General features: G+C 72.7%; 21 protein-coding genes. 11 read left to right on the top strand and 10 right to left on the bottom strand.

Annotated elements, in window-relative coordinates:
- Positions 1-54 precede the first annotated feature (54 nt).
- Both AB0950_RS04330 and AB0950_RS04335 read right to left on the bottom strand, forming a co-directional pair.
- Positions 55-597, bottom strand: a complete 543-nt coding sequence (locus AB0950_RS04330; RefSeq protein WP_366777762.1) for an SRPBCC family protein — start codon at positions 595-597, stop codon at positions 55-57.
- Between the two features lie 252 nt (positions 598-849).
- On the bottom strand, positions 850-2,076 hold the full coding sequence (locus tag AB0950_RS04335; protein ID WP_360570883.1) for an MFS transporter: 1,227 nt from the start codon (positions 2,074-2,076) through the stop codon (positions 850-852).
- 353 nt (positions 2,077-2,429) lie between these two features.
- Here AB0950_RS04335 and AB0950_RS04340 point away from each other — a divergent pair, with 353 nt between their 5' ends.
- From AB0950_RS04340 to AB0950_RS04365, 6 genes are all read left to right on the top strand, one after another.
- Positions 2,430-2,870, top strand: coding sequence for a cobalamin-dependent protein (locus AB0950_RS04340; RefSeq protein WP_360144355.1), 441 nt, complete (start codon positions 2,430-2,432; stop codon positions 2,868-2,870).
- On the top strand, positions 2,867-4,246 hold the full coding sequence (locus AB0950_RS04345; RefSeq protein ID WP_360570885.1) for a methylaspartate mutase: 1,380 nt from the start codon (positions 2,867-2,869) through the stop codon (positions 4,244-4,246). The genes AB0950_RS04340 and AB0950_RS04345 overlap by 4 nt, the downstream gene beginning before the upstream one ends.
- Positions 4,243-5,220, top strand: coding sequence for an amino acid ABC transporter substrate-binding protein (locus tag AB0950_RS04350; RefSeq protein WP_360144349.1), 978 nt, complete (start codon positions 4,243-4,245; stop codon positions 5,218-5,220). The genes AB0950_RS04345 and AB0950_RS04350 overlap by 4 nt, the downstream gene beginning before the upstream one ends.
- Positions 5,221-5,449: 229 nt before the next feature.
- Positions 5,450-6,451 (top strand): EamA family transporter, encoded by a 1,002-nt coding sequence (locus AB0950_RS04355; RefSeq protein WP_360144346.1) that lies wholly within the window; start codon positions 5,450-5,452, stop codon positions 6,449-6,451.
- 6 nt (positions 6,452-6,457) lie between these two features.
- Positions 6,458-7,549, top strand: coding sequence for an aspartate-semialdehyde dehydrogenase (locus tag AB0950_RS04360; RefSeq protein WP_366777763.1), 1,092 nt, complete (start codon positions 6,458-6,460; stop codon positions 7,547-7,549).
- A complete protein-coding gene (locus tag AB0950_RS04365; RefSeq protein ID WP_360144340.1) occupies positions 7,546-8,646 on the top strand; it encodes an aspartate kinase in 1,101 nt (366 codons plus the stop codon). The genes AB0950_RS04360 and AB0950_RS04365 overlap by 4 nt, the downstream gene beginning before the upstream one ends.
- A gap of 90 nt (positions 8,647-8,736) precedes the next feature.
- Here AB0950_RS04365 and AB0950_RS04370 read toward each other — a convergent pair whose 3' ends face one another.
- From AB0950_RS04370 to AB0950_RS04390, 5 genes are all read right to left on the bottom strand, one after another.
- Positions 8,737-9,882 (bottom strand): hypothetical protein, encoded by a 1,146-nt coding sequence (locus AB0950_RS04370; protein ID WP_366777764.1) that lies wholly within the window; start codon positions 9,880-9,882, stop codon positions 8,737-8,739.
- 153 nt (positions 9,883-10,035) lie between these two features.
- Positions 10,036-10,632 (bottom strand): TetR family transcriptional regulator, encoded by a 597-nt coding sequence (locus AB0950_RS04375; protein WP_366777765.1) that lies wholly within the window; start codon positions 10,630-10,632, stop codon positions 10,036-10,038.
- A 114-nt stretch (positions 10,633-10,746) separates the two neighbouring features.
- A complete protein-coding gene (locus AB0950_RS04380; RefSeq protein WP_366777766.1) occupies positions 10,747-11,409 on the bottom strand; it encodes an HAD-IB family hydrolase in 663 nt (220 codons plus the stop codon).
- Between the two features lie 41 nt (positions 11,410-11,450).
- Positions 11,451-12,659, bottom strand: a complete 1,209-nt coding sequence (locus AB0950_RS04385; RefSeq protein WP_366777767.1) for an acyl-CoA dehydrogenase family protein — start codon at positions 12,657-12,659, stop codon at positions 11,451-11,453.
- Complete coding sequence (locus AB0950_RS04390; protein ID WP_360570893.1) at positions 12,659-13,828, bottom strand: ScbA/BarX family gamma-butyrolactone biosynthesis protein; 1,170 nt, start codon at positions 13,826-13,828, stop codon at positions 12,659-12,661. The genes AB0950_RS04385 and AB0950_RS04390 overlap by 1 nt, the downstream gene beginning before the upstream one ends.
- Before the next feature lie 165 nt (positions 13,829-13,993).
- Here AB0950_RS04390 and AB0950_RS04395 point away from each other — a divergent pair, with 165 nt between their 5' ends.
- Positions 13,994-14,656, top strand: a complete 663-nt coding sequence (locus AB0950_RS04395; protein ID WP_360144322.1) for a ScbR family autoregulator-binding transcription factor — start codon at positions 13,994-13,996, stop codon at positions 14,654-14,656.
- Between the two features lie 60 nt (positions 14,657-14,716).
- On the opposite strand, the gene AB0950_RS04400 is transcribed toward AB0950_RS04395, so the two are convergent.
- Together AB0950_RS04400 and AB0950_RS04405 are read right to left on the bottom strand one after the other, a co-directional pair.
- On the bottom strand, positions 14,717-15,970 hold the full coding sequence (locus AB0950_RS04400) for an MFS transporter (RefSeq protein WP_366777768.1): 1,254 nt from the start codon (positions 15,968-15,970) through the stop codon (positions 14,717-14,719).
- Positions 15,967-17,289 carry a GH1 family beta-glucosidase gene (locus AB0950_RS04405; protein WP_360144316.1) on the bottom strand — a complete coding sequence of 441 codons (1,323 nt, stop codon included), beginning with the start codon at positions 17,287-17,289 and terminating at the stop codon, positions 15,967-15,969. The genes AB0950_RS04400 and AB0950_RS04405 overlap by 4 nt, the downstream gene beginning before the upstream one ends.
- Positions 17,290-17,544: 255 nt before the next feature.
- Between AB0950_RS04405 and AB0950_RS04410 the strand changes: the two genes are divergently transcribed.
- From AB0950_RS04410 to AB0950_RS04425, 4 genes are all read left to right on the top strand, one after another.
- Positions 17,545-18,861 carry a nucleotide sugar dehydrogenase gene (locus AB0950_RS04410; RefSeq protein ID WP_366777769.1) on the top strand — a complete coding sequence of 439 codons (1,317 nt, stop codon included), beginning with the start codon at positions 17,545-17,547 and terminating at the stop codon, positions 18,859-18,861.
- A gap of 440 nt (positions 18,862-19,301) precedes the next feature.
- Positions 19,302-20,705, top strand: coding sequence for a glycosyltransferase (locus tag AB0950_RS04415; protein WP_366777926.1), 1,404 nt, complete (start codon positions 19,302-19,304; stop codon positions 20,703-20,705).
- Between the two features lie 94 nt (positions 20,706-20,799).
- Positions 20,800-22,917, top strand: coding sequence for a polysaccharide deacetylase family protein (locus AB0950_RS04420; RefSeq protein WP_366777770.1), 2,118 nt, complete (start codon positions 20,800-20,802; stop codon positions 22,915-22,917).
- Positions 22,914-23,786 (top strand): hypothetical protein, encoded by an 873-nt coding sequence (locus AB0950_RS04425; protein WP_366777771.1) that lies wholly within the window; start codon positions 22,914-22,916, stop codon positions 23,784-23,786. The genes AB0950_RS04420 and AB0950_RS04425 overlap by 4 nt, the downstream gene beginning before the upstream one ends.
- 6 nt (positions 23,787-23,792) lie before the next feature.
- Here the strand turns inward: AB0950_RS04425 and AB0950_RS04430 are convergent, their stop codons facing one another.
- On the bottom strand, positions 23,793-24,059 hold the full coding sequence (locus AB0950_RS04430; RefSeq protein WP_366777772.1) for a protealysin inhibitor emfourin: 267 nt from the start codon (positions 24,057-24,059) through the stop codon (positions 23,793-23,795).
- Between the last annotated feature and the right edge of the window lie 20 nt (positions 24,060-24,079).

Here is a 24,079-nt window from a genome sequence, read left to right on the forward strand (position 1 = left end):
TGGTGCGGGGAAGTTCTTCGGGGTGAGCGGGGAGGTGTTTTCGGGAGCGGGGCGCTATTCAGCGCTCATGAGCCGGGCAATGCGCTCGACGGTCTTCCGGAGGTCCTTCTCGATCTTCACCTGCCATTCGCGGATGAACTGCGCCCGCTCGGCACGGCACATGTCCGCGGTGATGCCTTCGATGCCCTCGGTGGCCCGGCCCATCCGGAAGTGGTGGGTGAGGAGGGTGCCGCCGCGGACCTCCGCGAGGTCGAAGCCCCAGACGCTCTCCTGCGCGTGGCCTGCGCTGTCGCGCATCGCCCAGCGGAAGGTGCGGCCCGGTTCGGCCGCGGTGACCTCGGCCTCCGTGGTCCACTCGCCGCGGACGACCGGGGCCCAGCCGACGACGTCGGCGGCCCGGTGGTTGGTGCCGCGGAACACCGAACCGACCTTCGCGGGGGTTCCGTCGACCCAGCTGCCGCCGGTGCACTCCGGGCTCCATTCGCCGCTGCGGGGCAGGTCGCTGACCGTGTCGTAGACCTCGGCGGGAGGCGCCGGGACGAAAATCTCGGCACTGGCGCGGAAGGTTTCCTGGGCTTCGAGCATCGTGTTCGTCATGGGAAAGAAACTCGCAGCATTTCCCCGGGGGCGCGATGCTTTCGGTCCAGTGCCCAAAGGATGGGACAGGGGTGGGAAACGGTACGGCGATCCGTCGAAGGGTTCGGATACCGGAGAACCGCGTTCTGGAGCAACGAGAAGCCCCGGCACGGGCTTGCGCCGCGTACCGGGGCCATGAGACGTGAGTAGAAGGAGAACGAGCGTAGAAGGAGAATGTGCGCAGGCGGTCGATGCGCGGCACCGAAGGCGGAGTTACCCCTTGCGGCCGCGACCGGTCACTGTCAGGAAGGCCAGCGCGACGACGGCGAGCACCGCGCCCAGGCCGTACGCGGCCGCCGGCCCGTGGGCCAGCGCCAGGCCGCCCAGGCCCGTACCCGCACTGATGCCCAGATAGATCGCGGAGGAGTTCAGCGACACCAGAAGCGGCGCCTCGGACGGTGCGGCGGCGATCAGCCGGTGCTGTTGCGGCGGGGTCTGCGACCAACTGCTGCCGCCCCACAGGAACACGAGGAGCCCGACGACGAGTTCGGTTCCGCCGCCGTGGGCCGCGATCCCGCCCAGCAGCGCCAGCGAGCCGCCCATGGCGACGTACGCGCCGGTCAACAGTCGCACGGCGCCCCAGCGATCGGTGACCACACCGGCCAGAAGGTTTCCGAGCACCGCCCCCAGCCCGTACAGGAACAGCATCAGCGTGCCGTGCGCGGTGGGGACTCCGACCGCATGCAGGGTGGGAACGGCATAGGCGTAGACGGTGTAACAGGCGGCCATGCCCAGCACGGTGAGCGGGAGCACGGCGAGCACTCCGGGACGGCGCAGCGCGTTCAGCCGGTCGCGCAGCGGCACCCGGGGGTTGCCGGGCAGCCTGGGCATGATGGCGGCCACGCCGACGCCGGCGAGCAGGCACAGCGCGGCGACCAGCGCGAGGGCGCTGCGCCAGCCCAGCCAGTGGCTCGCCACGCCGCCCAGCGGCACGCCGAGCGCGGTGGCGACGGTCAGCCCGCCGATGACCACCGCGAGGGCCCGGGCCCGCTGTTCGGGGCGGACCAGGGCGGCGCCGACCGCCCCCGCGTTGGGCGTGTACGCGGCGGCACCGACCGCGGCGAGCACGCGGGTGACGAGCAGCACGGAAAGGCTGGGCGAGAGCGCCGAGCCGAGGTTGGCGAGGGCCAGCACGCCCAGCGCGCCGACCAGCAGGGTGCGGCGCTCCAGGCGCGCGGTGAGGGTGGCGACGACGGGCGCGAGCAGCGCGTAGGCGATCGCGAAGACGGTGATCGCCTGGCCGGCGGCGGCCTGCGAGACACCCAGCCCCCCGGCCATCGAGGGCAGGAACGCCGCCAGGACGAAGGCGTCGGTGCCGACCGCGAAGGTGCCGAGGGCCAGGACGAGCGTGGAGGTGAGACCGCGGCGCGGCGGCTCGGGGGCCGCGCCGCCGGCCTGTGCTGACTTCGGCGGCCGGGTGGCCGCGGACGTGGTGGACATGACGGTACTCCTGCGGGTGGGGGGAGACATCTCCCGGGACGGGACGGACACCTTCCGGGACGGGACGGACACCTTCCGCGATGGGGCGGATGCGCCCCAGCATCCACCCGACGCCGCCTCTCGCGCGATGTATTCGACGCAGCGCCGAAACCAGCGCTCCATGCCTTGGCGCAACGGCGCAGCATTCGACCAACGGCCGAACAGATCGCGGGAATTGACCGGTGCCGCCTAATGTCCAGGGCATCGGACGAGCCGGTCGCCCACCGGCCTCCGATCACCACAATCCCCTTTTCCCGAAGCCACCCCATTCCATTCCTCCCCAGCCCGCACCACACCTGTACCCAGGGGGACCCATGCCCGGTCGGATTCCACATCAGAAACGGCACGCAATCATCTCCAGCGTCTCTTCGGACTCGCACACCTGGAACCTCGTCTTCCTTCAGCTATTGCTGGAGGAGCACAACTTCGAGGTGACCAATCTCGGCGCCTGCGTGCCGCCCGACATGCTCACCGAACGCGCCCTGGAGCTGCGGCCCGACCTCATTCTGCTCTCCAGCGTGAATGGCCACGGCGGGCTGCAGGGCGCCGATTACGTCAGGGAATTGAAGGGCCGTGAGGAACTCGCCGGCACCCCGGTCGTCATCGGCGGAAAGCTCGGTGTGGCGGGTGAAGCTGACCGCAATCTCGTTCCCGAGCTGCTGGACGCCGGCTTCGACGGCGTGTTCGTCGGCGACGAGGCCGTGCCGGAATTCCTCCGCTACGTCGGGAACCTGAGCCTGGTGACGGCGGCATGAGCAGCCCACCCGTCGCCTTCGGCCGTCACGTCGCCGAGCGGGCCGCCGCGGGCTCCCTGGTCGTCCAGCCCCGCCTCGGCTTCGCCACCACGGCCCGGATGCGCTCCGCTCTTCAGGCCGTACGACGTGCCGACGCCGACACCGTCGGCACGCTCACCCTCGACAGTTACACCCGCGTCAACGACCACGCCGCGGCGGCCCGCGCCCTCGCGGCCGGAAAGGACCTGAACGGGTTTCCGCTCGTGGCGCACGGCGCCGACCGCACCCGCGGAATGCTGGACGGCCTGGCCGGCCCCGGCTTCCCGGTCCAGGTACGGCACGGTTCCGCACAGCCGCTGCAGATCTTCCGGGCGCTGCTGGACTCCGGTCTGGACGCGACCGAGGGCGGCCCGGTCTCGTACTGCCTCCCCTACAGCCGCGTGCCCCTGCGTCAGGCGGTCGCGGCCTGGGCGGAGTGCTGCCGGCTGCTCGCCGACGGCCCCGGTGACGGGCGCCCCGGGCACTTGGAGAGCTTCGCCGGCTGCATGCTGGGCCAGCTCTGCCCGCCGGGCCTGCTGGTCGCGCTCGGTGTCCTGGAGGGCATCTTCGCCCGTGGGTACGGCGTGCGCAGCCTGTCGCTGAGCTACTCCCAGCAGGTGCACGCGGGCCAGGACGCCGAGGCGCTGCGCGCCCTGCGGGCACTGGCCATGGAGTTCCTGCCGGATGTGGACGTCCACCTGGTGGTCTACACGTTCATGGGGCTCTTCCCCAGGACCCCCGCCGGGTCCGCCGCGATCCTGCGGGACAGCGTCGACCTGGCCAGGGCCGCGGGCGCCGAGCGGCTGATCGTGAAGACGGCGGCGGAGGCCATGCGCATCCCGACCGTCGGCGAGAACGTCGAGGCCCTCGAGTCGGCCGCCGCACGCGCCCGCGAGGTGCCCGCGCAGCGGCCCGAGGACGGCGCGGACCTGGCCGACAACGAGACCTATGCCGAGGCCCGCACCCTCGTCGAGGCGGTGCTCGACCTCCATCCGGATGTCGGGACCGCACTCGTCACGGCCTTCGACCGCGGCCTGCTGGACGTGCCGTACTGCCTGCACCCGGACACCGCGCAGCGGGCCCGCGCCCGCATCGCGCCGGACGGCCGGCTGCGCTGGTCCGATCCGGGCCGGATGCCGCTGCCGGCCGCCGCGATACCGGCCGCCGAGCGACTGCGCCGGGTGGGCTCCGCCGAACTCCTGCAGATGCTCTCGCACAACCAGCGCGCCTACGACGGCATCACCGACACGTACGACCGCGTCACCGACGTCTACCACCGCACCGCCGACACCCACGACGGCAGCACCGATCACGTCTCCACCCGTCCCACCCTCCGAAAGGCAACGGCCCTCGCATGACCACCGACACCACCACCGGCGCCACCACCGAATCGACCGCATCCCCCACCCTCGCCGCCGTCCGTGCCCGCGGCCGGCTCCGTGTCGGCGTCTCCACCGGCATCAAGGGCCTGTCCTGGACCGATGAGCAGGGCGTACGCCGGGGTCTCGACGTGGACACCGCCCGCGCGGTGGCCGCGGCCGTGCTCGGCGACGCCGATGCCGTCGACTACGTCGAGCTGACCCCCGAGCAGCGGATGCCCTCTCTCGCGGACGGCTCGATCGATCTGCTCAGCTGCAACGCCACCTGGACGCTGACCCGCGAGTGCGGGGCCGGGGCCGTGTTCCTGCCCACCACCGCCTACGACGGCGGCGCGTTCATGGTCAAGAAGTCCACCGGCATCACCGAGGCCGCCCAGCTCGCGGGCCGCAAGCTGGCGGTGCTCGGCGGCACGAGCAGCGCCGCCAGCCTGGACGCCTACTACGGACCACAGGGCCTTGAGGTCACCGCCGTGCCGTTCGACACGCCCGCCGAGGCCCTGGCGGCGTACGCCGACGGCAGTGTCGACGGCTACGTCTGCGACCGCATCGTGCTGGCCGGTGAGCGCACCCGCATCGGCGACCCGGACGACCACGTCATCCTGGAGGAGACGATCTCGAACGAGCCGATGGGTCCCGCCGTCCGCGACGACGACCCGGCCTGGCTGCGTGTCAACCGCTGGGTGTTCTTCGCCCTGGTCGCCGCCGAGGCGGAGGGCCTGACCGCGGCCGGCGTCGCGGCCGGCACCCCGTCGGCGCTGCTGGACCGGCAGGCCGGGCTGGGCGCCGCCGCCGGTCTGCCCGCCACCTGGATCCAGGACGCCGTCGGCCAGGTCGGCAACTACGGCGAGATCTACGACCGCAACCTCGGGGACGCCTCCGGCCTCGGCATTCCGCGCGGCCTCAACGACCTGTGGCTGCGCGGCGGCCTGATCTACGCCCCGCCGCTCGCCTGATCCACAGGGCCGGCTCGCCTGGTCCACGCGCCGTGGCCGGCCCGGTCCAGGGGCTGCCGCCCTCCTGGTCCACAGGGTGTGGCTCGCGCGTGGTCCAGGGGCCGCCGCCCGTCTGCTCCACTCGCATCGCACGCCCGCTCACGACCGTCCACCGACCGTCCATCGGCTGTGGCCGTCCCCTCCGGTCACGGCCCGCCTCCGGAGACCCGACTCACCTGGAGTTCCCACCATGCAACCCCCCTCCGCTGCCCGGCCCTTGCTCCAGATCGGCACCGCCATGGCCGGCTGGGGCACCATCGGGGCCTTCGTGCTGGCCAGCGGCCAGCCGTCCTTCAACGTGGCCTTCGTCCGGTGCCTGCTGGGCGCCGTGGCCATCGCCGTGATCTGCCTGCTGCGCGGCGACTTCTGCGACACCAACCTCACCAGGCGCAACCTGTCCCTGATCGTCGGCGGCGGTGTCTGCCTGGTCTTCAACTGGGTCTTCCTGTTCACCGCGTTCAAGCTGACCTCGATCACGCTGGCCACCGTGCTCTACCACACCGAGCCGTTCTTCGTGCTCTTCATGGGCGCGCTCGCGTTCAAGGAGGGCATCACCGGGCACAAGGTCGCCTGGGTCGTCCTTGCCTTCGCCGGCCTGGTCGCCACCACCGAGGTCTGGAAGCTCAGTTCGGACGACCTCGGCGACGGCTATCTCCTCGGCATGGGCTGCGCCACCGCCGCGGCCCTGCTCTACGGCATCGCCACCGTCACCGCCAAGCAGGTCAAGGGCGTCAAGCCGCAGCTCACCGCGCTGATCCAGTTCACCGTCGGCGTGCCGCTGCTGCTGCCGTTCGCCGACCTCGGCTCGCTGGCGCACGCCGGCAGCGGCTGGGGCTGGCTGGTCCCCATCGGGCTCTTCCACACCGCGCTGCTGTACTTCCTCATGTACTCCGCGGTGCCCAGACTGCCCAGCGCCACCATTGCCGTGGTCGCCTTCGTCAACCCGGCCGTGGCCATCCTCTCCGACCTGGTCTTCTTCGGCCACCACCTCTCGCTGGGCGAGGGCGTCGGCATCGTCCTCATCACTGTGGCGAGCCTGGGCGTCACCCTCGGCTGGCGCGCCTACCCCTCGAGGAAGTCCAATCCGCTCGCCGGCTCCTCTTCTCCGTCTTCCCTCTCTTCCGCACCCACCGCCTCGTCCATGTCCTCCCCTTCCCCGGCACCCGCCGTCGCCGTCGACACCAGGAGCTGAACCACCGTGACCGCCACCCTTCCCGAGACCGCCACCCTTCCCGAGACCGGCGCCCGCCCCGTCACCGGCGCCCCCCGCATCGCCCTGGTGGGCGGCACCGGGGCCGTCGGCCGCACCTTCCTCGAACTCATCGCCCAGCGCGGCTTCGAGACCTCCTCGATCCGGCTGATCGCCTCGGCTCGTTCCGCCGGCCAGGTGCTGCCCGTGCCCGGCGGCGCGGAGGCCGTCGTGGAGGACCTCGCCACCTGCGACTTCTCGGGTGTCGACCTGGCGTTCTTCTCCGCGGGTACGCCCATCAGCGCCGAGCACGCCCCACGTGCCGCCGCGGCCGGCGCCCTCGTCGTCGACAACACCAACGCTTTCCGCATGGACCCGGACAGCCCCCTCGTCGTCCCCCAGGTCAACGGGCACCTCCTGGCCGAGCGCCCGAAGAGCGGCATCGTGGCCAACCCCAACTGCTCGACCATCCCCCTCGCCCGGCTGCTGAAGCCGATCCAGGAGCGCTACGGGCTGCGCCGGGTGACCGTGTCCACGTACCAGGCGGCCTCCGGCGGCGGGCAGAGCGGGATCGACGAGCTGCGCGCCGACACCGCCGCCCGGCTCGCCGACCCGGCCGCGCCGGCTCCCGGGAACAGCCGCTTCGGTCCGGGCCTCGCCTTCAACGTCGTACCCGCCATCGACCGCTTCCTGGAGCACGGCGGCACGCTGGAGGAGCAGAAGATGCGCCAGGAGTCCCGGCGCATCCTCGGACTCGACGGCCTCGACCTCACCGCCACCTGCGTCCGCGTCCCGGTCGTCAACGGTCACTCCGAGGCCGTGGTCATCGACACCGAACACGCCGCGGACGCCGCCGAGATCGCCGCGCTCCTCGCCGAACAGGAGGAGGTGCGGGTGTGGACCGAGGGCTTCCCCACGCCCCGTACGGTCACCGACCAGCCCGATCTGGTCCACGTCGGCCGGGTGCGGACCGACCCGGAGAACGCGAACCGCCTCCTGCTGTGGCTGGTCGCCGACAACCTGCGGATCGGCGCCGCGCTGAACGCCCTGCAGATCGCCGAGAAAGCTGTTTCCCACGGCATCGTCGGAGGTGCGCTGTGAGCCTGCACGTTCTGAAGTTCGGCGGATCGACCTTCCCCTCCACGCACCAGTACCGGTCCATCGCCCGCTATCTGCGCCGCCGCATGGCGCGTGGCGAGCAGCTGGTGATCGTCGCCAGCGGGATGCAGGGCGCCACCGAGAACCTCCGCTCGCTGGCCACCTCCATCGACCCCGGGGTGGGCACCGCGGCCCTGCACGGTGTGCTGCCGCTGGCCGACACCACCGGCGCCGGTCTGCTGCGCATCGGCCTGGAGCGCGAGGGCGTGCCCGCCACGCTGCTGCACGGCCACCGTACGGGCCTGGTCACCGAGGCCGTCGAGGACCGCGCGGCGCCGCTGCTGCGCACCGAACTCGGCGAGATCCAGGACCTGTTGGACCGGGGCATCACGCCTGTGCTGCCCGGCGGGCAGGGCGCGGACGACCAGCACCGGCCCACCTGGCTCGGGAAGAACAGCTCCGACCTGAGCGCGGTGGCACTGGCGGGCGCGCTGGGCCTGCCGGAGGTGGAGATCTTCTCCGACGTGGAGGGTGTCTACTCGGCCGACCCCTACATCATCGACGCCGCCCGTCCGATGCCGCGGATCGGCTACGAGGAGATGATCACGCTGGCCGGGCACGGTGCGAAGGTGCTGCACCCGCAGGCCGTACGGACCGCCCAGCGGCACGGCGTCCGCATCGTCTGCCGCCTCAACTACGGCGATTTCAGCTCGGGTTCCGTCATCGGCGACACCGGCGGTGTGCGGGCCGTGGTGGTCGACCTGCGCTCGGTGGTGGCGTCCTTCCCGGACGCGGCCACGGCCGACACGGCCTACGAGCGCCTGCTCGCCGAAGGCGCCCAGGCCCACCGGCCGCAGGTCCCGGGCCGTCACCTGGCGGCCGTCACGGGCGGCTTCTTCGACGTCGGCCGCGCCCTGGCAGACGCCGGGCTGCCGGTCTCCATCGGCAGCGAGCGGCTGGTCACGGCGGTGCGCGACGGGGTGGCGACGATCCATGTGGCGGACGACGAGCAGGCGGCGCGCCGGCTCGGCGCCGAGCTGCACGACGAGCTGACGACGGCGCAGGCCGGGCGGGAGAGGGAGGTGCTGGTCCGGGCCTGAGGCGGGACGCACGGTGGCCCCGGGGCATATGCCCCGGGGCCACCGTGCGTCCATGAAGGACGAAGGCCGCGTCCCGTGACGCCGGACGGCTCAGCCGTGGCCCGCGGTCAGCAGTTGCGAGCCCAGCTCTGTCAGCAGATGCTCCACCTGCTTGCCCCGCCGGTGGGTGACGATCAGCCCGGCCCGGCGCAGTGCGGCGGCATGGCTGGAGGCGGTCGCCGCCCCGACACCGAGCCGGCAGGCCAGCTCCGTCGTGCTGCAACCGGTGCCGATGGACGTCAGGGCGTCCGAGCGGGCGCGGCCCAACAGGGCGGCCAGCGGCGTGGGTTCGGTGGCCGCGCGGGCCTCGTCCCGGGTGGCCCGGACCGTGCACGGGTACCGCAGCACCGGCAGCTCGCAGCCGCTGAGCACCGTGGGGTGCGCGGCCACCGCGCTGGGCACCAGCAGCAGCCCGTCCACGCTGTGCTGGGGCGGCTGCACCGCCGGACCCCGGCCGCCGCCCTGCGCCGCGTACGGGGGCGGAGAGACGTACAGGATCTGGTCCGCGTAGGCGATCTGGTCGTGCAGCGTGTCCAGCAGCCGGGCCGCCCCGTGCCGGGCGAGTTGATGCGCGCGGCAGGCGACATCGTCCTCCAGCGCGCGGCGGTGCGCGGGCCAGTCCTCGGCCAGCCACAGGCCGAAGGCGGCGCGCAGCGCCTCGATCAGCTCGCCGATCTCCTCGACGGGCACCGACGGGGGGCCGTCGGTCCTGTCGTGCGCGGCGCCGACGGGCTCCGGGCCGAGGGGCTCGGGACGGCCTGGCGAGGGCCCGTAGGCGCGACCGGAGTAGGTGCTGTCGAACGGGCGGCAGCCTTCGGTCATCCTCGCCCGCAGCGCCTCCAGTTCCTCCTCGAAGCCGGGGCAGCTGGTGCGGTCCAGCAGCGTGGGGGAGAGCAGCCTGGCCACCGGCCAGCGGACCGCGCGCAGGGCGGCGGTCAGCCGCCGCACCGTCCCCTCGGTCCGTGCGTCGCGCCGGGGGACCTCGCTGCGGTAGGGGCGGGCCGGCCCCGGTCCCGCGGCCCCCGCGTGCCGGGCGGCCTGGGCGAGCAGTTCGTTCATCGGCGAGACCATGAAACGGGTACGGGCCAGGGCGGCGCCGTCCAGGACGAGCGCGGCGCGCAGTCCGGTGCCGACGTGCTGCCCCCCCGGCGCGAGCGGGGCGCGGGACGAGCTGGTGGAGAGGTCCATGACTGTCATGGGTGCCTTTCGGACGGGTAGGGACGAGGAACGGGTGGGACCCCAGGCCTCACATTCCTTCTGGAAGGTATGTTTTTTGGTCCGAGGAACGGCCCCGGACGGGTGACTGCCGGATGATGCGGCCGCATGGGTGTGCCGCCCGGCCCCTGCGGCTCAGGTGACCTGGCCCGGACCGCGGGCGCGCAACGACGCCAGGAACGCCCACAGCGCCTCCCGCCAGCGGGTCGGTTCCTTCCCGATGGCGGGCCAGCCGGCGAAGACAGCGCCGTAGACCATGGCGAGCAGCACCTGGGCGGCCACCTCGGGCCGCCATTCCGGCGCCAGCCGGCCGAGCCGGTGGGCACTGCGCAGCTGCTCCAGCAGGCAGTGGCGCACCTCCTCCAGGAGGTTGGGGGTCCCCCGGCCGCGGCGCCCGCTGTCCGCGGCCAGCCGCAAGGCCGCCCGGAGGCGTGGGTCGTCCAGTTGCCGGGCCAGGGCCAGCATGGTGTCGTGCAGGGCCTGTTCGGGGCCGGTGCCGGGCGCCTCGGCCGTGGCGCGCAGCGCGTGCCAGCGCTCGGCGGCCTCGCGTTCCAGGGCCTCCGCGAGCGCCTCCTTGGAGGCGAAATGCCCATAGAGCGCCCCCTTGGTCGTGCCCAGGCGGTCGGCCACGGTCTGCAGGTTGGTCCGTGCGTATCCGTGCGCCGCGATCTCCTCGGCCGCCAGCTCCAGCACCCGCTCTCTGGTGCGCCGAGCGCGTTCCTGCCGCGCCATGTGCCCTCCCTTGCGTTCCGTACGCTCGCCATCGGATGAAATATACCTTCCGAAAGGAATGTTTTCAGCTTCGAACGATACGGGCCGCACCGGGCCCGCATCGCGGCGCCCCCGCTACCGGGGGCCGCCCGAGGCCGGCACGCGTGGCCAGCCCCGGCGCGCGGCATGAGCCGCCAACTCAGGGTCGTCGCCCACGACATGGGGACGCCCCACGGCTTGCAGCATCGAGAGGTCACTGGCGTGATCCCCGTAGCCGTGAGCCCGCTCCGCCGGCAGCCCGTACTGCTCCAGCAGTCCGGTCACCGCCTCGCCCTTCGCCGCGCCGATCATCGGCCGCCGCACCTCCCCGGTGAGCAAGCCGCCCTCCGTTACCAGGAGTTCGGTGGACAGGACGTCATCGGCGCCCAGGTCACGGGCGATCGGCGCCAGCAGCGGCCGCGCCGACCCGGAGACCAGCACGACCGCGTCCCCCGCGGCCCGGTGCCTCCGCAGCGCCTCGACGGTCGCGCCGACGAAGGCGGTCGGCCCGGTGCGGTAGCCGTCGTACCACTCCCGGGCGGCCGTGCGCAGCTCCGCCAGGGGGACCCCGGCGTACCGCCGGAAGTGCGCGCGATTGCGTGCGGCGCGGTCCGGTCCGTCGTCCGAGACGGCCGCCGTGCCATGGCGGTCGGCCGTACCGGAGGCCACCCAGTGGTCCCAGAACGCGAGCATGCTCTTCGCCGTGATCAGCGTCTCGTCGACGTCGAAGAAGGCGATCCCCCGCGGGCGGGACAGCATCCCCGTACCTGCGCCTGGGCCTGCACTCGTACGCGTGCCCGTCATCGGCCCTCCGCCCCGTCCCCGGCGCCCGCGCCGCCCGCGAAGACGGCATGCGCGTACGCCCCCGCCGCCGCCTCGAAATTCACCGCCGGATGGGCCGCCACCGCCGCCGCATCGCGCCACCTCCGCTGCACCGGATCGTCCTCCGCGAGGCCGCCGGCGCCCAGGGCCCGCCACAGCCGTTCGGTCTCGGCCGTGCACAGCTCCACCGCCAGCGCCGCGTCCCGCCGGTTCGCGGCCACGGCGAGCGGGGTCGCCTCGGCGTGGTCCGCCCGGTGCGCCGCCTGTTCCAGCAACAGCTGGGCGGACTCGATGTGCGCGGTGCTGCGGGCCAGCACCTGCTGCACCGCACCGCTGTCGCGCGCCGCCCGCCCGTCGGCGCCCGTCCTGCCCGCCATCCGGATCTCCCAGTCGCGCACCGCGCCCCGCGCCGCGCCCAGGGCCGGCGCCGCGAACATCAGCGCGGCGACCATCGCGTACGGCACCCGGTGGCAGCGCGCCGCCCCCGGCGGTACCCGTCCCAGGTCGGCCAGCGTGAGGGAGCGGTGCTCAGGTACGTAGACCCCGTCCACGGCAACCGAGTTGCTGCCCGTACCACGCAGCCCGAGCGTGCGCCAGGTGTCCGCGACGGTCACTGCCGCCCGCGGCACGGCGAAGACGCGGTGCCCGGCCTCCCCCTCGCCGGGCGTCCTGCTGGCCAGCAGCACCCACTCCGCGTGGTCCACTCCGCTGGCGTACGTCCAGCTGCCGGTCAGCCGCCAGCCGCCCGGCTCGGGGAGCGCTTCGCCCTGCGGCGGTACGACCGAGGCGGCGATCCGCACGTCCGGGCCGTCGGCCCACACCTCGCGCTGCCCGGCCTCGGGCAGATACGCGGCGAGCCGGCCGTGCGCCGCGTACAACGCCGCGCACCACGCGGTCGACGCGCAGGTCTCGCCCACCGTGGCCACCGCCTCCAGCAGCTCGGCGAACCCGCCCGCGCCGCCGCCCCGTTCCACGGGGACGAAGTGCCGGGCGAAGCCGGCCCGGCTCAGGGCGGCGGCCACCGCGGCGGACAGCCGCCGCCGGCCGTCCAGGGCGCCGCGGTCGTCTGCCGCCGACGCGATCACCTCGGCGTACGACAGCGGGCCGGGCGCGGGGTCCGCCGGCCGCCCGTCCGGCTGCCGGACCGGTTCGGGCGTCCTCACGTCGAGCATCTGGGCCGTCGGCATCAGGCACCGCCCCCGGGCAGGCGGGCACCGGTCAGTTCGACGGTCGCGAGGGTGCGCTCCCCCTGGACGGCGGTCAGGCGCAGGGCTCCGTCGCCCGGCTGGCCCTCGGCCAGGTCGATCCACACCGGTGTGTCGAGCTCCCCGAAGGCGTCGAACGTGATGGACACCGAGGTCGCCTCCCAGCTCTCCGGGTCGCTCGTCGGGTCGGCCGAGGCCGCGCGGGCCGCCTGCCGGAAGGCCTCCAGCAGCGCCATCCCCGGGATGTGGTCGCAGGCGTGGTCGAAGAGCACGGGGTGGCCGAGGTCCAGCCGCAGCTGCCACCGGCCTCCGGCCGCCGCGCCCTGAGCGTCCTTCAGTACGGAGTCGCGGTCGGCGCATCCGGCTCCCGCCCCTACCGGCACGTGCCCGGCCGCGCCCGCCACCGCTGCGTCCAGTGTCGCGTTGGAGCGCACCGTCGTCCCGCCGGTCCGGCGCCGCAGCGCCGCGTACCGCCGGCGCTCCATCGCGGCCCAGCGCATCCCGGCCCGGCCGATCCGCACCCCGCCGGCGTACACCTCCACCGCCATGCGCGTGCCGCGCCCGGCGCGGGTGCAGTCGATCTCCAGCATCACGGGGGCCGACTGCGCGCCGCCGGGCGGCAGCGGCGCCTCCAGGGCGAACTCCAGGTCGCACAGGACGAAGGCGTGATCCCGCGGCACCTCGTGGAAACGGTGCGAGAGGTAGATCGCGGCCTGCCGGACCGCCTCGGCGAGCAGCAGCGGGTCACCCGCGGGCCGGTCGCCCCGGTGCCCGAGGAAGCGGTCGCGGGACCAGCGGACCGTGACGATGAAGCGGTCCTCGGCCACCTGGACGGCGTCGCCCAGCAGGACCTCACCGGCCACGGCCTTGTGCACCAACTCCTTGGGGACATGTGTGCGTTCCGCTATGAGCCGGCCGGCGACACGGATCGCCGAGGCAGACCGCAGCGTGCAGCGCGCGTCCCTCGGCGCACTGGTCCTGAATCCCCCGCAGGCGCGAGCCGCGTGCGTTCCGCCATGCACACACTGGTGGTATCCACCCGGCCTGGTGTGCACGTCCCCCGCGACGACCACGGCACTGACATCCATGTTGAGCTCCTCCCGAAGAGGGAATCGCCGATGCCCAGCACGTGCGACCGCATCGGAGCACATACGTACGCGTGCGCACGCATCCCCCGATGCCTCAGCACGTCCTTGAGCAGCGGATTCCTAGATCACAAGGACGATCGCGGCTCGAAAATATACCTGCGGGAAGGTATATTGCAAGGGTCGCCCAACAGGCGGCGCACGACGCGACAGAGGAGAGAGCCACCACCCATGACTCGGACCCCGTCCGCTGCGCAGACAGCGTCAACTTCCTTTCCCAGCAAGAAGATCGCCGCCGCCCGAGGCCCCGAGCCACGCCAGGACCGCGCCGTGCGGACCAAGGCGATCGTGCTGAAGGCGGCCGCCGAACTGTTCGCCGCCCGCGGCTTCCGGGAGACCTCCGTGAAGGACGTGGCCGAGGCGGTCGAGATGACCAAGGGCGCCGTCTACTTCCACTACCCGAACAAGGAGGCCCTCGCCGTCGCCGTCGTGGAGGAGCACTACGCCCAGTGGCCGCGCCTGCTGGAGGAGGTCCAGGCCGAGCAGCTGCCGCCCCTGGAGACCGCGATCGCCATGCTCGACCGCGCCGCCATCGCTTTCCGTGACAACGTCATGGTCCAGGCCGGGGCCCGCCTCCAGATCGAGCGGCTGCAGATCGACGCCGAACTCCCGACCCCCTACGTGGACTGGACCAACCTCCTGCACGGCCTCCTGGTCCAGGCCCAGGACCAGGGCCAGCTCCGCCCCGACGCCGACCCGGCCGCCGCCGCCCGCGCCCTGGTCGCCGGCTTCTTCGGGATGCAGCACATCTCCGATGTCCTCCACCAGCGCACCGACATCGCGGACCGCTGGCCCGAGGTCCGCGACCTCTTCCTGCGCGCCCTGCGGACCTGACGAACACGCCCGTACGTCCGGGCCAGGGCGCGGCGGTCCCTGACGGATGCGCGGCCCGGCTCATTCCACCCCCCGTATCCGCCCCACCAGCACCGCCCCCGCCAGCCCGATCACCGCCGACACCAGGTACAGCACCCGGTAGCCGCCGAGGTACGTCACGACCGGGGCGGCCAGCGCGGGGGCGGCCACCTGGGGCAGGGCGTTGGCCACGTTGATGACGCCCAGGTCCTTGCCCCGGTCCAGCGCTTTGGGCAGCACATCCGTCATCAGGGCGAAGTCGACGGAGGTGAACACGCCGAAGCCGACGCCCAGCACCGCCGCCGCGACGATCGCGCCGGGCCAGGTCTGCCAGCCGGCCAGCGCCGCCGTCGCCACCGCCATCAGCACGCCCGACCAGACGACGAACGGCTTGCGCCGCCCCACCCGGTCCGACCACACCCCGCCCGCCACGACGGTCGCCATCAGCGTCAGGCCGTTGACCGCCGTCAGGACCAGCACGCCCTGTTCGGGGTCGGGGCGGTGCAGGCGGTCGCGGAGGTAGTAGAGGAGGTACAGCAGCACGAGCGAGTTGCTGAGGTTGATCAGGAACCGGGTCAGCCAGGCCCAGCCGAGGTCGGGATGGCGGCGCGGGCTCAGCCAGAAGCCCGCGAGGAAGCTCCGCCAGGACCACGGCGGGCGGTCCTCCGGCAGCAGCCGCAGGTCGTCGTAGCGCAACACGTACGGCAGCACGCCCGCCAGCGCGCACACCGCGCACAGCGCATACCCGGCCCCGGTCCCGCCGGCCACGGTCGCCAGGCCGGTGCCGCCGACCACGCCCAGGATCTGCGCCGCCCCCAGCCAGCCGCCCACCGCGCCCCGCTGGAGCCGGGGCACCCGGTCCGGCACGGCCGCCGTCACCGCGGCGAACGCCGCGTTCAGCGTGAGCTGCACCAGGCACCAGCCCACCGCCATGGACCACACCCCGCCCGCCCGCGCGAGCAGCAGCAGGGCCGACGCGCCGCCGCCCGCCCCGGCCACGATCCACGGCGTACGACGGCCGGGGCGGGCCGTCGTACGGTCGGACAGGGCGCCGAAGACCGGGTTGGCGAGCAGGGAGACCACCGCGCCGGCGCCGGTCACCCAGGCCAGCATGGTCTCCTTGGACATCCCGGAGCCGGGCGCGAAGTCCCTCGCCTGGGAGGCGAGCAGGATCTGCAGCGGGCCGAACCAGCCGACCCAGATCGCGCCGTTGGCCAGCGACAGCGCGGCCGTCCAGCCCCGGCCGACCGGCTCGACCGGTTCGGCCAGCGCGGCGGAGGGCCGGACCGTGGTCATCTCTGCGCCCGGAGCACGTCCCGGAACCAGTGGTAGGAGGCCTTCGGGGTGCGCTTCAGCGTGTCGTAGTCCACGTGCACCAGGCCGAAGCGGCGCCGGTAGCCCTCGGCCCACTCGAAGTTGTCCATCAGGGACCACACGAAGTAGCCGCGCACGTCCACGCCGGCGTCCAGCGCGGTGTGCAGCGCGCGGATGTGCGCGTCCAGATAGGCGATGCGGTCCTGGTCGTCGAGGCCGTCGTAGGAGCAGCCGTTCTCGGTGATGACGACCGGCGGCAGTCTGTCGCCGTACCGGTCCCGGAAGCCGCACAGCAGCTCGGTGAGGCCCTCCGGGACGACCGGCCAGCCGAAGTCGGTCACCGGGCGGCCCTCGATCTCCCGCACGGAGAAAGGCAGTTCGGCGGGGAGCGCCAGGCCGCCGTACTCGCTGCCGGTGCCGCCGGGCGCGCCCACGCGGGTCGGCGCGTAGTAGTTGATCCCGTACCAGTCGACGGGCTCGCCGATGACCTTCAGGTCGGCCGCGACGTCGCCGGGCATCAACTCGCCCGTCCCGTCCGGGTATTCGCCGAGGATGACCGGCTCGGCGAACAGGCGGTTGAGCAGGAGGTCGTAGAAGCCGGCCGCCTCCACGTCGGCCGGTTCGGCGGAGGCGGGCCAGGTGGGGCCGTGCGAGTTGGCGATGCCGATGCCGGTGGCGCCGGCCGCGCGCAGGGCCCGTACCGCGAGGCCGTGGGCGAGGAGCTGGTGGTGGGCGACCGGGAGCGCGTCGAACAGCAGCCGCCTGCCGGGGGCGTGGGCGCCGATGGCGTGGCCGAGGAGGGTGTGCTCGGCGGGCTCGTTGAGGGTGATCCACTGGTGCACCCGGTCGCCGAGCCGTTCGGCGACGACCGTCACATGGTCGGCGAACCGTGCCGCCGTGTCCCTCCGAAGCCAGTCCAGACCGGCGGGCAGATCCCAGTGGAAGAGCGTGGGCACGGGCCGCACGCCCGCCGCGCACAACGCGTCGACCAGGCGGTCGTAGAAGTCCAGCCCGCCGGGGGAGTTGACCCGGGGCCAGGAGACGGAGAACCGGTAGGCGTCCACGCCCAGTCCGGCGAGCAGGGCCACGTCCTCCCGGTACCGGTGGTAGTGGTCACAGGCCACCGCCGCCGTCGAGCCGTCCCTCACCCGCCCCGGCTCGGCCGTGAACACGTCCCACACGGACGCCTCACGCTCCTCGACGGCCCCCTCGATCTGATGCGCCGAGGTCGACACACCCCACAGAAACCCGTCCGGAAAACGCGGAACCGGGGACCACGGCCCACGTGCGTCAGTCGCCATGGCGGGATCATCCTCGGCTCCGGTTACCGCAGGTAAGTATTCACAACTTCTCCACATCTCATCACATCACCATTGCAACTCATTAATGATCTCCCCATATCCGGAATGGATGTTCAATGCCAAAACCGGCAAAGACCGTGTCCGGTTGCGCGTATGTACCGGGTGAATCGCCCAATCCTGTGTATATCTGACGATTGCTCAAATGCGTGGTGTGCGCATACGTTCCGGGTTCCGTTCCGCTCACCAGGGAGAGACATGGACCTTCTCTCGCCCGCCCGCCCCGCACCCGAGGGCAGCGCACCCGTACCGGCCGAGCACGCCGCCGCCCCCGTGGCCGTCGTGGGCCTGGGCTACGTCGGCCTGCCCACCGCGCTCGCCCTGCTCGCGGCGGGCAACGACGTCGTCGGCATCGATGTCAGCGAAACTCGCCTCGCCGCCATCCGCAGCGGCGACGTCGACCTGCTGCCGAGCGACCACGACCGGCTCGCCGCCCACCAGGACGACCCGCGCTTCACCCTGACCGCGGACCCCGCCGCCATCCAGCGGGCCCGCACCGTGCTCGTCTGCGTGCCGACCCCGGTCGACCGCCATCTCGTCCCCGACCTGAACGCCCTGTCCGCCGCCTGCGCCGCCGTGGTGGCCCACGCCGTGCCCGGCCAGCTGATCATGCTGACCTCCACCACCTACGTCGGCACCACCCGCGAACTGCTGGTCGAGCCGCTCACCGCGCGGGGATTCCGGGTGGGAACCGATGTGTTCGTGGCCTTCTCGCCCGAGCGCATCGACCCGGGCAACGCCCACCACGCCCAGGACGCGACGCCCCGGGTGGCCGGCGGCACCAACGAACTCACCAACCGCCTGGCCGAGGCGGTCCTGCAGCGCACGGCGCCGGCCGTGCACCTGCTGCCCTCCACCGAACAGGCCGAGATGACCAAGCTGTGGGAGAACACCTTCCGCGCGGTCAACATCGCGCTCGCCAACGAGTTCGCCGAGGACTGCCGGGTGCTGGGCCTCGAGCCCATGCCGATCATCGAGGCGGCGGCCACCAAGCCGTACGGCTTCATGCCGTTCTACCCCGGTCCGGGCGTCGGCGGGCACTGCATCCCCTGCGATCCGCACTACCTGCTCTGGCAGTTGCGCGCCCGCCGGGTCGCCTCGCCGCTCGTGGACGCCGCCATGACGGCGATCGCCGCCCGCCCGCACCGGGTCGTGCAGCGCGCCCGGGATCTGCTCGCCGGGCAGGGCAGGTCCGTGTCCGGCGCCCGGATCCTGGTGGTCGGCGTCGCCTACAAGCCCGGTGTCGCCGACCTGCGCGAGTCCCCGGCCCTGGAAATCATGGAGGAGCTGGCGGCCGCCGGCGCCAAGGTCGAGTTCCTCGACCCGCTGGTGTACTCGCTGCGCCTGGGCGCCGCCGTGCACACCAGCGTTCCCGAACCGGCCGACCAGGAATGGGACCTCGTGCTGGTGCACACCCTGCACCCCGGAGTCGCCCTCGACTGGCTCGCCGAGCAGCCGCTGGTCCTGGACGCCACCTACCGGCTCGACTCCGTCCCCGCCAAGGCGGTCGTGTGAACGACGGAGCACACCGCTCGCCGGGCGGCGAGTGGCGGTACGAGGACGTTCCCCCCGAACAGCACGGCTGGGGCGGGGAAGACGCCATGGCCTACGTCGACGAGGCCTTCGGGGGCTGGAACGCCACCGACGCAGAGCACCCCACGCCGCAGGGGCACGGCGGCGCAACGCCGTACGACTCCGGGATGGCGGCGCCGTACGACTACGGGGCGGCGGCGTACGATTCCGCACCCGCGGCGCCGTACGGAGCGCCGGCCGTCCCCGCGACACCGTTCGACCCCGCACCCGCACCCGTGTTCGCGTACACCGACACCGATTCCCGTGCGGCCACGTCGGCCCTCACCGCCGTACGTGCGCCCGCGCGCGTCCCGGGCCGCCCCACCGCGGCGCCCGTCCCGCTGCCCCGGCTGCGCTCGGCCCGCCGCCACAAGCCCGGCTTCATACGGCGCTGGCTGGACCGGCAGGACCCGGCGATCCGGCACGCGGCCCGGCGCGTCCTGACGCTGCTGTGCCTGCTGCCGCTGCTGCTGATCCTCGCCCGCGAGGCACCCCGGCTGGCGCAGAGCCCGCTGGTGCTCGGCTACGGCTTCACCGTGCTCATCGGCACCATCGCCATGCTGTACATCGCCTACAGCCGCTACGACGACCCGTCGGAACGGCAGCTCAGGCGGCGCCCCCGCGCCAAGGACCTGGCGGCCTTCCCCGCCCTGCCCTCCGTGCCCCGTGTCTCCTTCCTGCTGGCCGTGAAGGACGAGGAGGAGTGCATCGAGGACTGTGTGCGCTCCATGGCCGGCAGCGAGTACCCGGACCTGCAGATCATCGTCGTCGACGACCTCTCCGAGGACGGCACCCGCGACGTGCTGCGCCGCCTGGAGGCCGAACTCGGCATCACCGTCCTGTACCTGGAGAAGAACCTCGGCAAGAAGCACGCCCTGGTGCGGGCCTGCGAGATCGCCGATGGTGACGTGATCGCGTTCACCGACTCCGACTGCATCCTCGCCCCGGACGCGCTCGCCCGCTGTGTCCGCGCCCTGGTCACGCATCCCGAGCTGGGCGCGGTCAGCGGTCACGCCCGCGCGCTGAACGCGGCCCACACCTTCTTCACCAAGGCCCAGGACGTCTGGTACGAGGGCCAGTTCCGGGTCGCCAAGGCCGCCGAGTCCACCTTCGGCTCGGTCACCTGCGTCTCCGGCCCGCTGGCCGTCTTCCGCCGCGACGCCATCTACAACTACCTGCCCGCCTGGGCCGGCGACCGCTTCCTCGGCGCTCCCTTCCGCTTCGCCACCGACCGCCAGCTCACCGGCTACGTCCTGGGCCAGCGCTGGAAGGGCAAGGCCCTCAAGAAGCGCTACTCCGACTCCCCGTTCGTCACCGCCCAGGACTACCCCGAGCGCGCCTGGCGGATCGGATACGTGCAGTCCGCCAAGGTGTGGACGAACGTGCCGGCGCGCTTCAAGCCGTTCATGAAGCAGCAGATCCGCTGGAAGAAGAGCTTCATCCGGAACCTGTTCTTCACCGGCTCCTTCATGTGGCGTCGCGGCTTCGGCCCGGCCGCCCTGTACTACGGGCACGCCCTGTGGGTGGTCGCGGCGCCGGTCATGGCGTTCCGGCACCTGCTGTGGGCCCCGCTGCACGGCGCCGCCTTCCTCACCCTGCTGTACATCTGCGGGGTGGTCCTCAAGGGCTGTGTCTGGGGCCTCGCCTTCAAGATCGACAATCCGGACGACGGACGGTGGCGGTACCGCCCGCTGATGAGCCTGCTGTCCGCGCTGATCCTGGCCTGGCTGCTGCCGTACTCCTTCGCCACCATCCGGCGCGGGGTGTGGGCGCGGGGGGCGAACTGATGCACCCCGTGCTGCGGCTGCTCGCCGCCCTGCTGACCTCCGCCGTGGTGTGCGGCGTGTACCTGATCGTGCTGACGAGAGGAAGCATCCTGCCGTGACCAGCGACGAGTTCTTCACGGCGCCGGCCACGACACGCCGCAAGCAGCGCCGCGGCCCGGGACACTACGCCGTCCGCGCCGGCCTGGTGCTGCTCGCCCTGGCGGTGCTCGCGCTGCCGTTCTACGCCGCGACCCAGTACTACCTGTACCAGAAGTACGTCAGTACCCAGAGGGACACCGCCCGAGTCGAGCTGACGTCGGCCGACACCGGCTCGTGGGCCGCGCAGATCAAGAGCCTGCCCGCGACCTCGGCGCCGGTCGTGCTCGCCTACCACGACATCGGCTACAACAAGAGCGACTACGCCGTCACCCCGAAGGCCTTCGAGGCCCAGATGGCGGCGCTGCAGCAGGCCGGGTACCGCAGCCTGACCACGGACGAGTTCGTCGACTACCTCAAGGGCGGCCCGGCGCCGCCGCGTTCGGTGTACATCACCTTCGACGACGGCCCCAACGGCCTGTGGGTCTACGGCGACCGGATCCTCGCCCGGCACCACATGCACGGCACCGTCTTCCTCATCACCGGACGGGTCGACCAGCGGCCGTACTACCTGTCCTGGCAAGAGATCCAGCGCATGGCCGGCTCCGGCCGCTGGGACTTCCAGGACCACACCCACGACCTGCACCGGCGGGGCGCCGTGGACGCCACCGGGCACACCGCCTCCATACTGGCGAACCGGCTGTGGCTCAAGGGCAAGAACCGACTGGAGACCCGCACGGAGTATGAGGGCCGAGTCATCGCCGACATCAAGCGGTCCTTCACAGACTTCGCCGGCCACGGCCTGCCCAAGCCGAAGGTCTTCGCCTTTCCGTTCTCGGAAGCGACGGAGAAGGTCAACGTCCCCATGCCGGGGCCGACACTCCAGCAGCTGATGAACCGTTATTTCACGGCGACGCTGACCAACGACTCCCCCCGGCCGCTCTCGGCCAGCCGGCGCGCGGCCTCGGCGCGGGTGGTGCAGCGCCTGGAGGTCGTCAGAAGCACCAAGGTGGGCCAGTTGATGACCGGCATCGCCCGCTGGACTCAGGTGGCACCCTCTGATTCGGCACCACTGTCGCATCCGGATCTGTGGCAGCGGGACGACGGGACCGGACAGACCGGTATCGGCGCGCTCACCGGCGACGGGGCCACCCCCTCGGGAAGTGCGCATTACGCGGCGGCCGACTATAGGGAGATGAGTAGCGACGACTGGAGCGGCTACCAGGTGGACGCCACGATCACCGGTCTCGGCGACGGCACCAACCAAGGGGCCGTTCACGTTCGCGGTGGCAGTTCGGAGCCGGTCGATGTGAGTGTGAGCCAAGGCACTCTGCTGCTCTCCCTCAAGGGCACGCACGTAGGCCAGGCCAAGCTCCCCCCGTCCGCCTCCCACCACGTGCGGGTCACGGTCAAGGGGCAGACCACCACCGTCCAGGTCGACGGCACCGTCACCCTGCACCACACCTCGCGGCTGGCCGCGGCCGACATCACCGGCGGCATCGGCATCCGGGTCGGCATCAACCGGGCGGGCGCCTCCTGGCCGAAGTTCACCGCGCTGTCCGTCAAGCAGCTCGCCGGCGCCTTCACCGGCTCCGGCGGCGCGCAGCAGAGCGTCGCCGGAGCCGACCTGATGGACCCCGCCGCCCAGTGGCTCAGCGCTCCCGGCGTCAAGGCGCCGTTCCACGTCTCGCCCACCGCCATCGAGCCCACCGGCCGCACCCTCTCCGCGTACGGCGCCTACCAGCCGGAGCGGACCCAGGGCTGGACCGGCTACACCGTCACCGGCACCGTCCAGCGGCTGTCCGGGACCGGGGTGAGCGGCGCGATCTGGGTGCGGGTGGGCAGCGCGCTGGCCATCAGCGTGCAGGTCGGCCGCGACCAGCTCAACGTCTACTCCGGTGACGCCGACAACCAGCAGCTCGTCGGCACCCGGCCGCTCACCGCGGCGGACAGCCACCGGGTGGCGGTGACGGTGACCGGTGGCTCGACGGCGATCGCCGTGGACGGCTCCACCCGGATGACGCTCATGGCCAGGTCGGAGACCGGAGGCGTGGCCTACTCCGCGTACCGTGACATGACCCGGCACTCCTGGCCGTCCGTCGCCGACCTCAAGGTGACCCCACAGGTGAACCCTTGACCCAGCAGCACCAGCAGTACCGACACCACCCCACGCGCCCGGCGGTCCCCGATCACCTGCACCCATCGGTGGCCTGGGACCGGTTCGCCTCCCGGCGCGGCCTGCTCGGCGGCGCCCTCGCCGCCGGTGCCGCGGTCGGAGCGGCCCTCGTGGCGTACGGCTCCTGGGGCCAGCACCGGACGCCCCCGTTCGCGCCGCGGTTCAGCGGCGAGGGGCTGGTGACGAACGAGTACGCCTTCCGGCACCCGCACGCCACCGGCGCGCGCCGCTCGAAGGACTGGGTCGTCACCAGTGGTTCGCTGTTCGCCGCCGGGGGCGGGGGCTGGACCGGAGCGCCGGACACGGGCTTCACCGGAACGGACTCCGCTCGCGTCACCGACTCCGCCGTCTTCCGCCTGGTCACAAGGCGCCGGGACTTCGGCGCGGTGACGGTGACCACCTGGGTCCGGCTGCGGCCGCCGGTCACCACGCCGCGCACCCCCGCCCAGGACTGGGACGGCGGCCACCTGTGGCTGCGCTACCACTCCCCGCAGGAGCTGTACGCGCTCAGTTTCCGGCGCCGCGACGGAGCGGTGGTGATCAAGCGGAAGGTGCCCGCCGCCGACGCGTCGGCCGTCGACGGCGGTGACTACGCCACCCTGGCCGAGACCCGGCACGCCTTCGCCTACGACAGCTGGCACCGGGTCACCGCGTCGGCCGTGAACCGTCTCGGCGGCGTCCGGCTGGAGCTGGCGATCGACGGCACGACCGTGCTGAGCTGCGTCGACCGCACCCCCGGCGGATTGCGGGAGCCGGGCGGCGTGGGTATCCGGGCGGACAACTCGGAGCTGTACTTCCGGGACTTCCACGCGGCCGGCATGGCGTCGTGACGGCGGCTACGCCCCCTCCTTCAAAACCCGCGACACCAACTCCCGTTCCTCGTCCGTGAGTCGGGGGTCGGCCGTGTGGATCGTGTGGTGGTCGACGGTGATCTCGTAGTGGAAGCCGTCGGGGACGCCGGTGGGTGGGGTGGTCCGGCCGGACGCGAGGACGCGTTCGGCCAGGGTGTGCCACTCCTGGGCGTCGGGGCGGCCCGCGGTGTTCAGCTCGGCCTGGCGCTCGATGCCCGCGAAGCCGCCCGTGCGCCTTACTCGAATACGCATGGGGAAGTGTCTAGTACGGA

It is taken from the genome of Streptomyces sp. NPDC007189, from assembly GCF_040703635.1.
Taxonomy (GTDB): Bacteria; Actinomycetota; Actinomycetes; order Streptomycetales; family Streptomycetaceae; genus Streptomyces.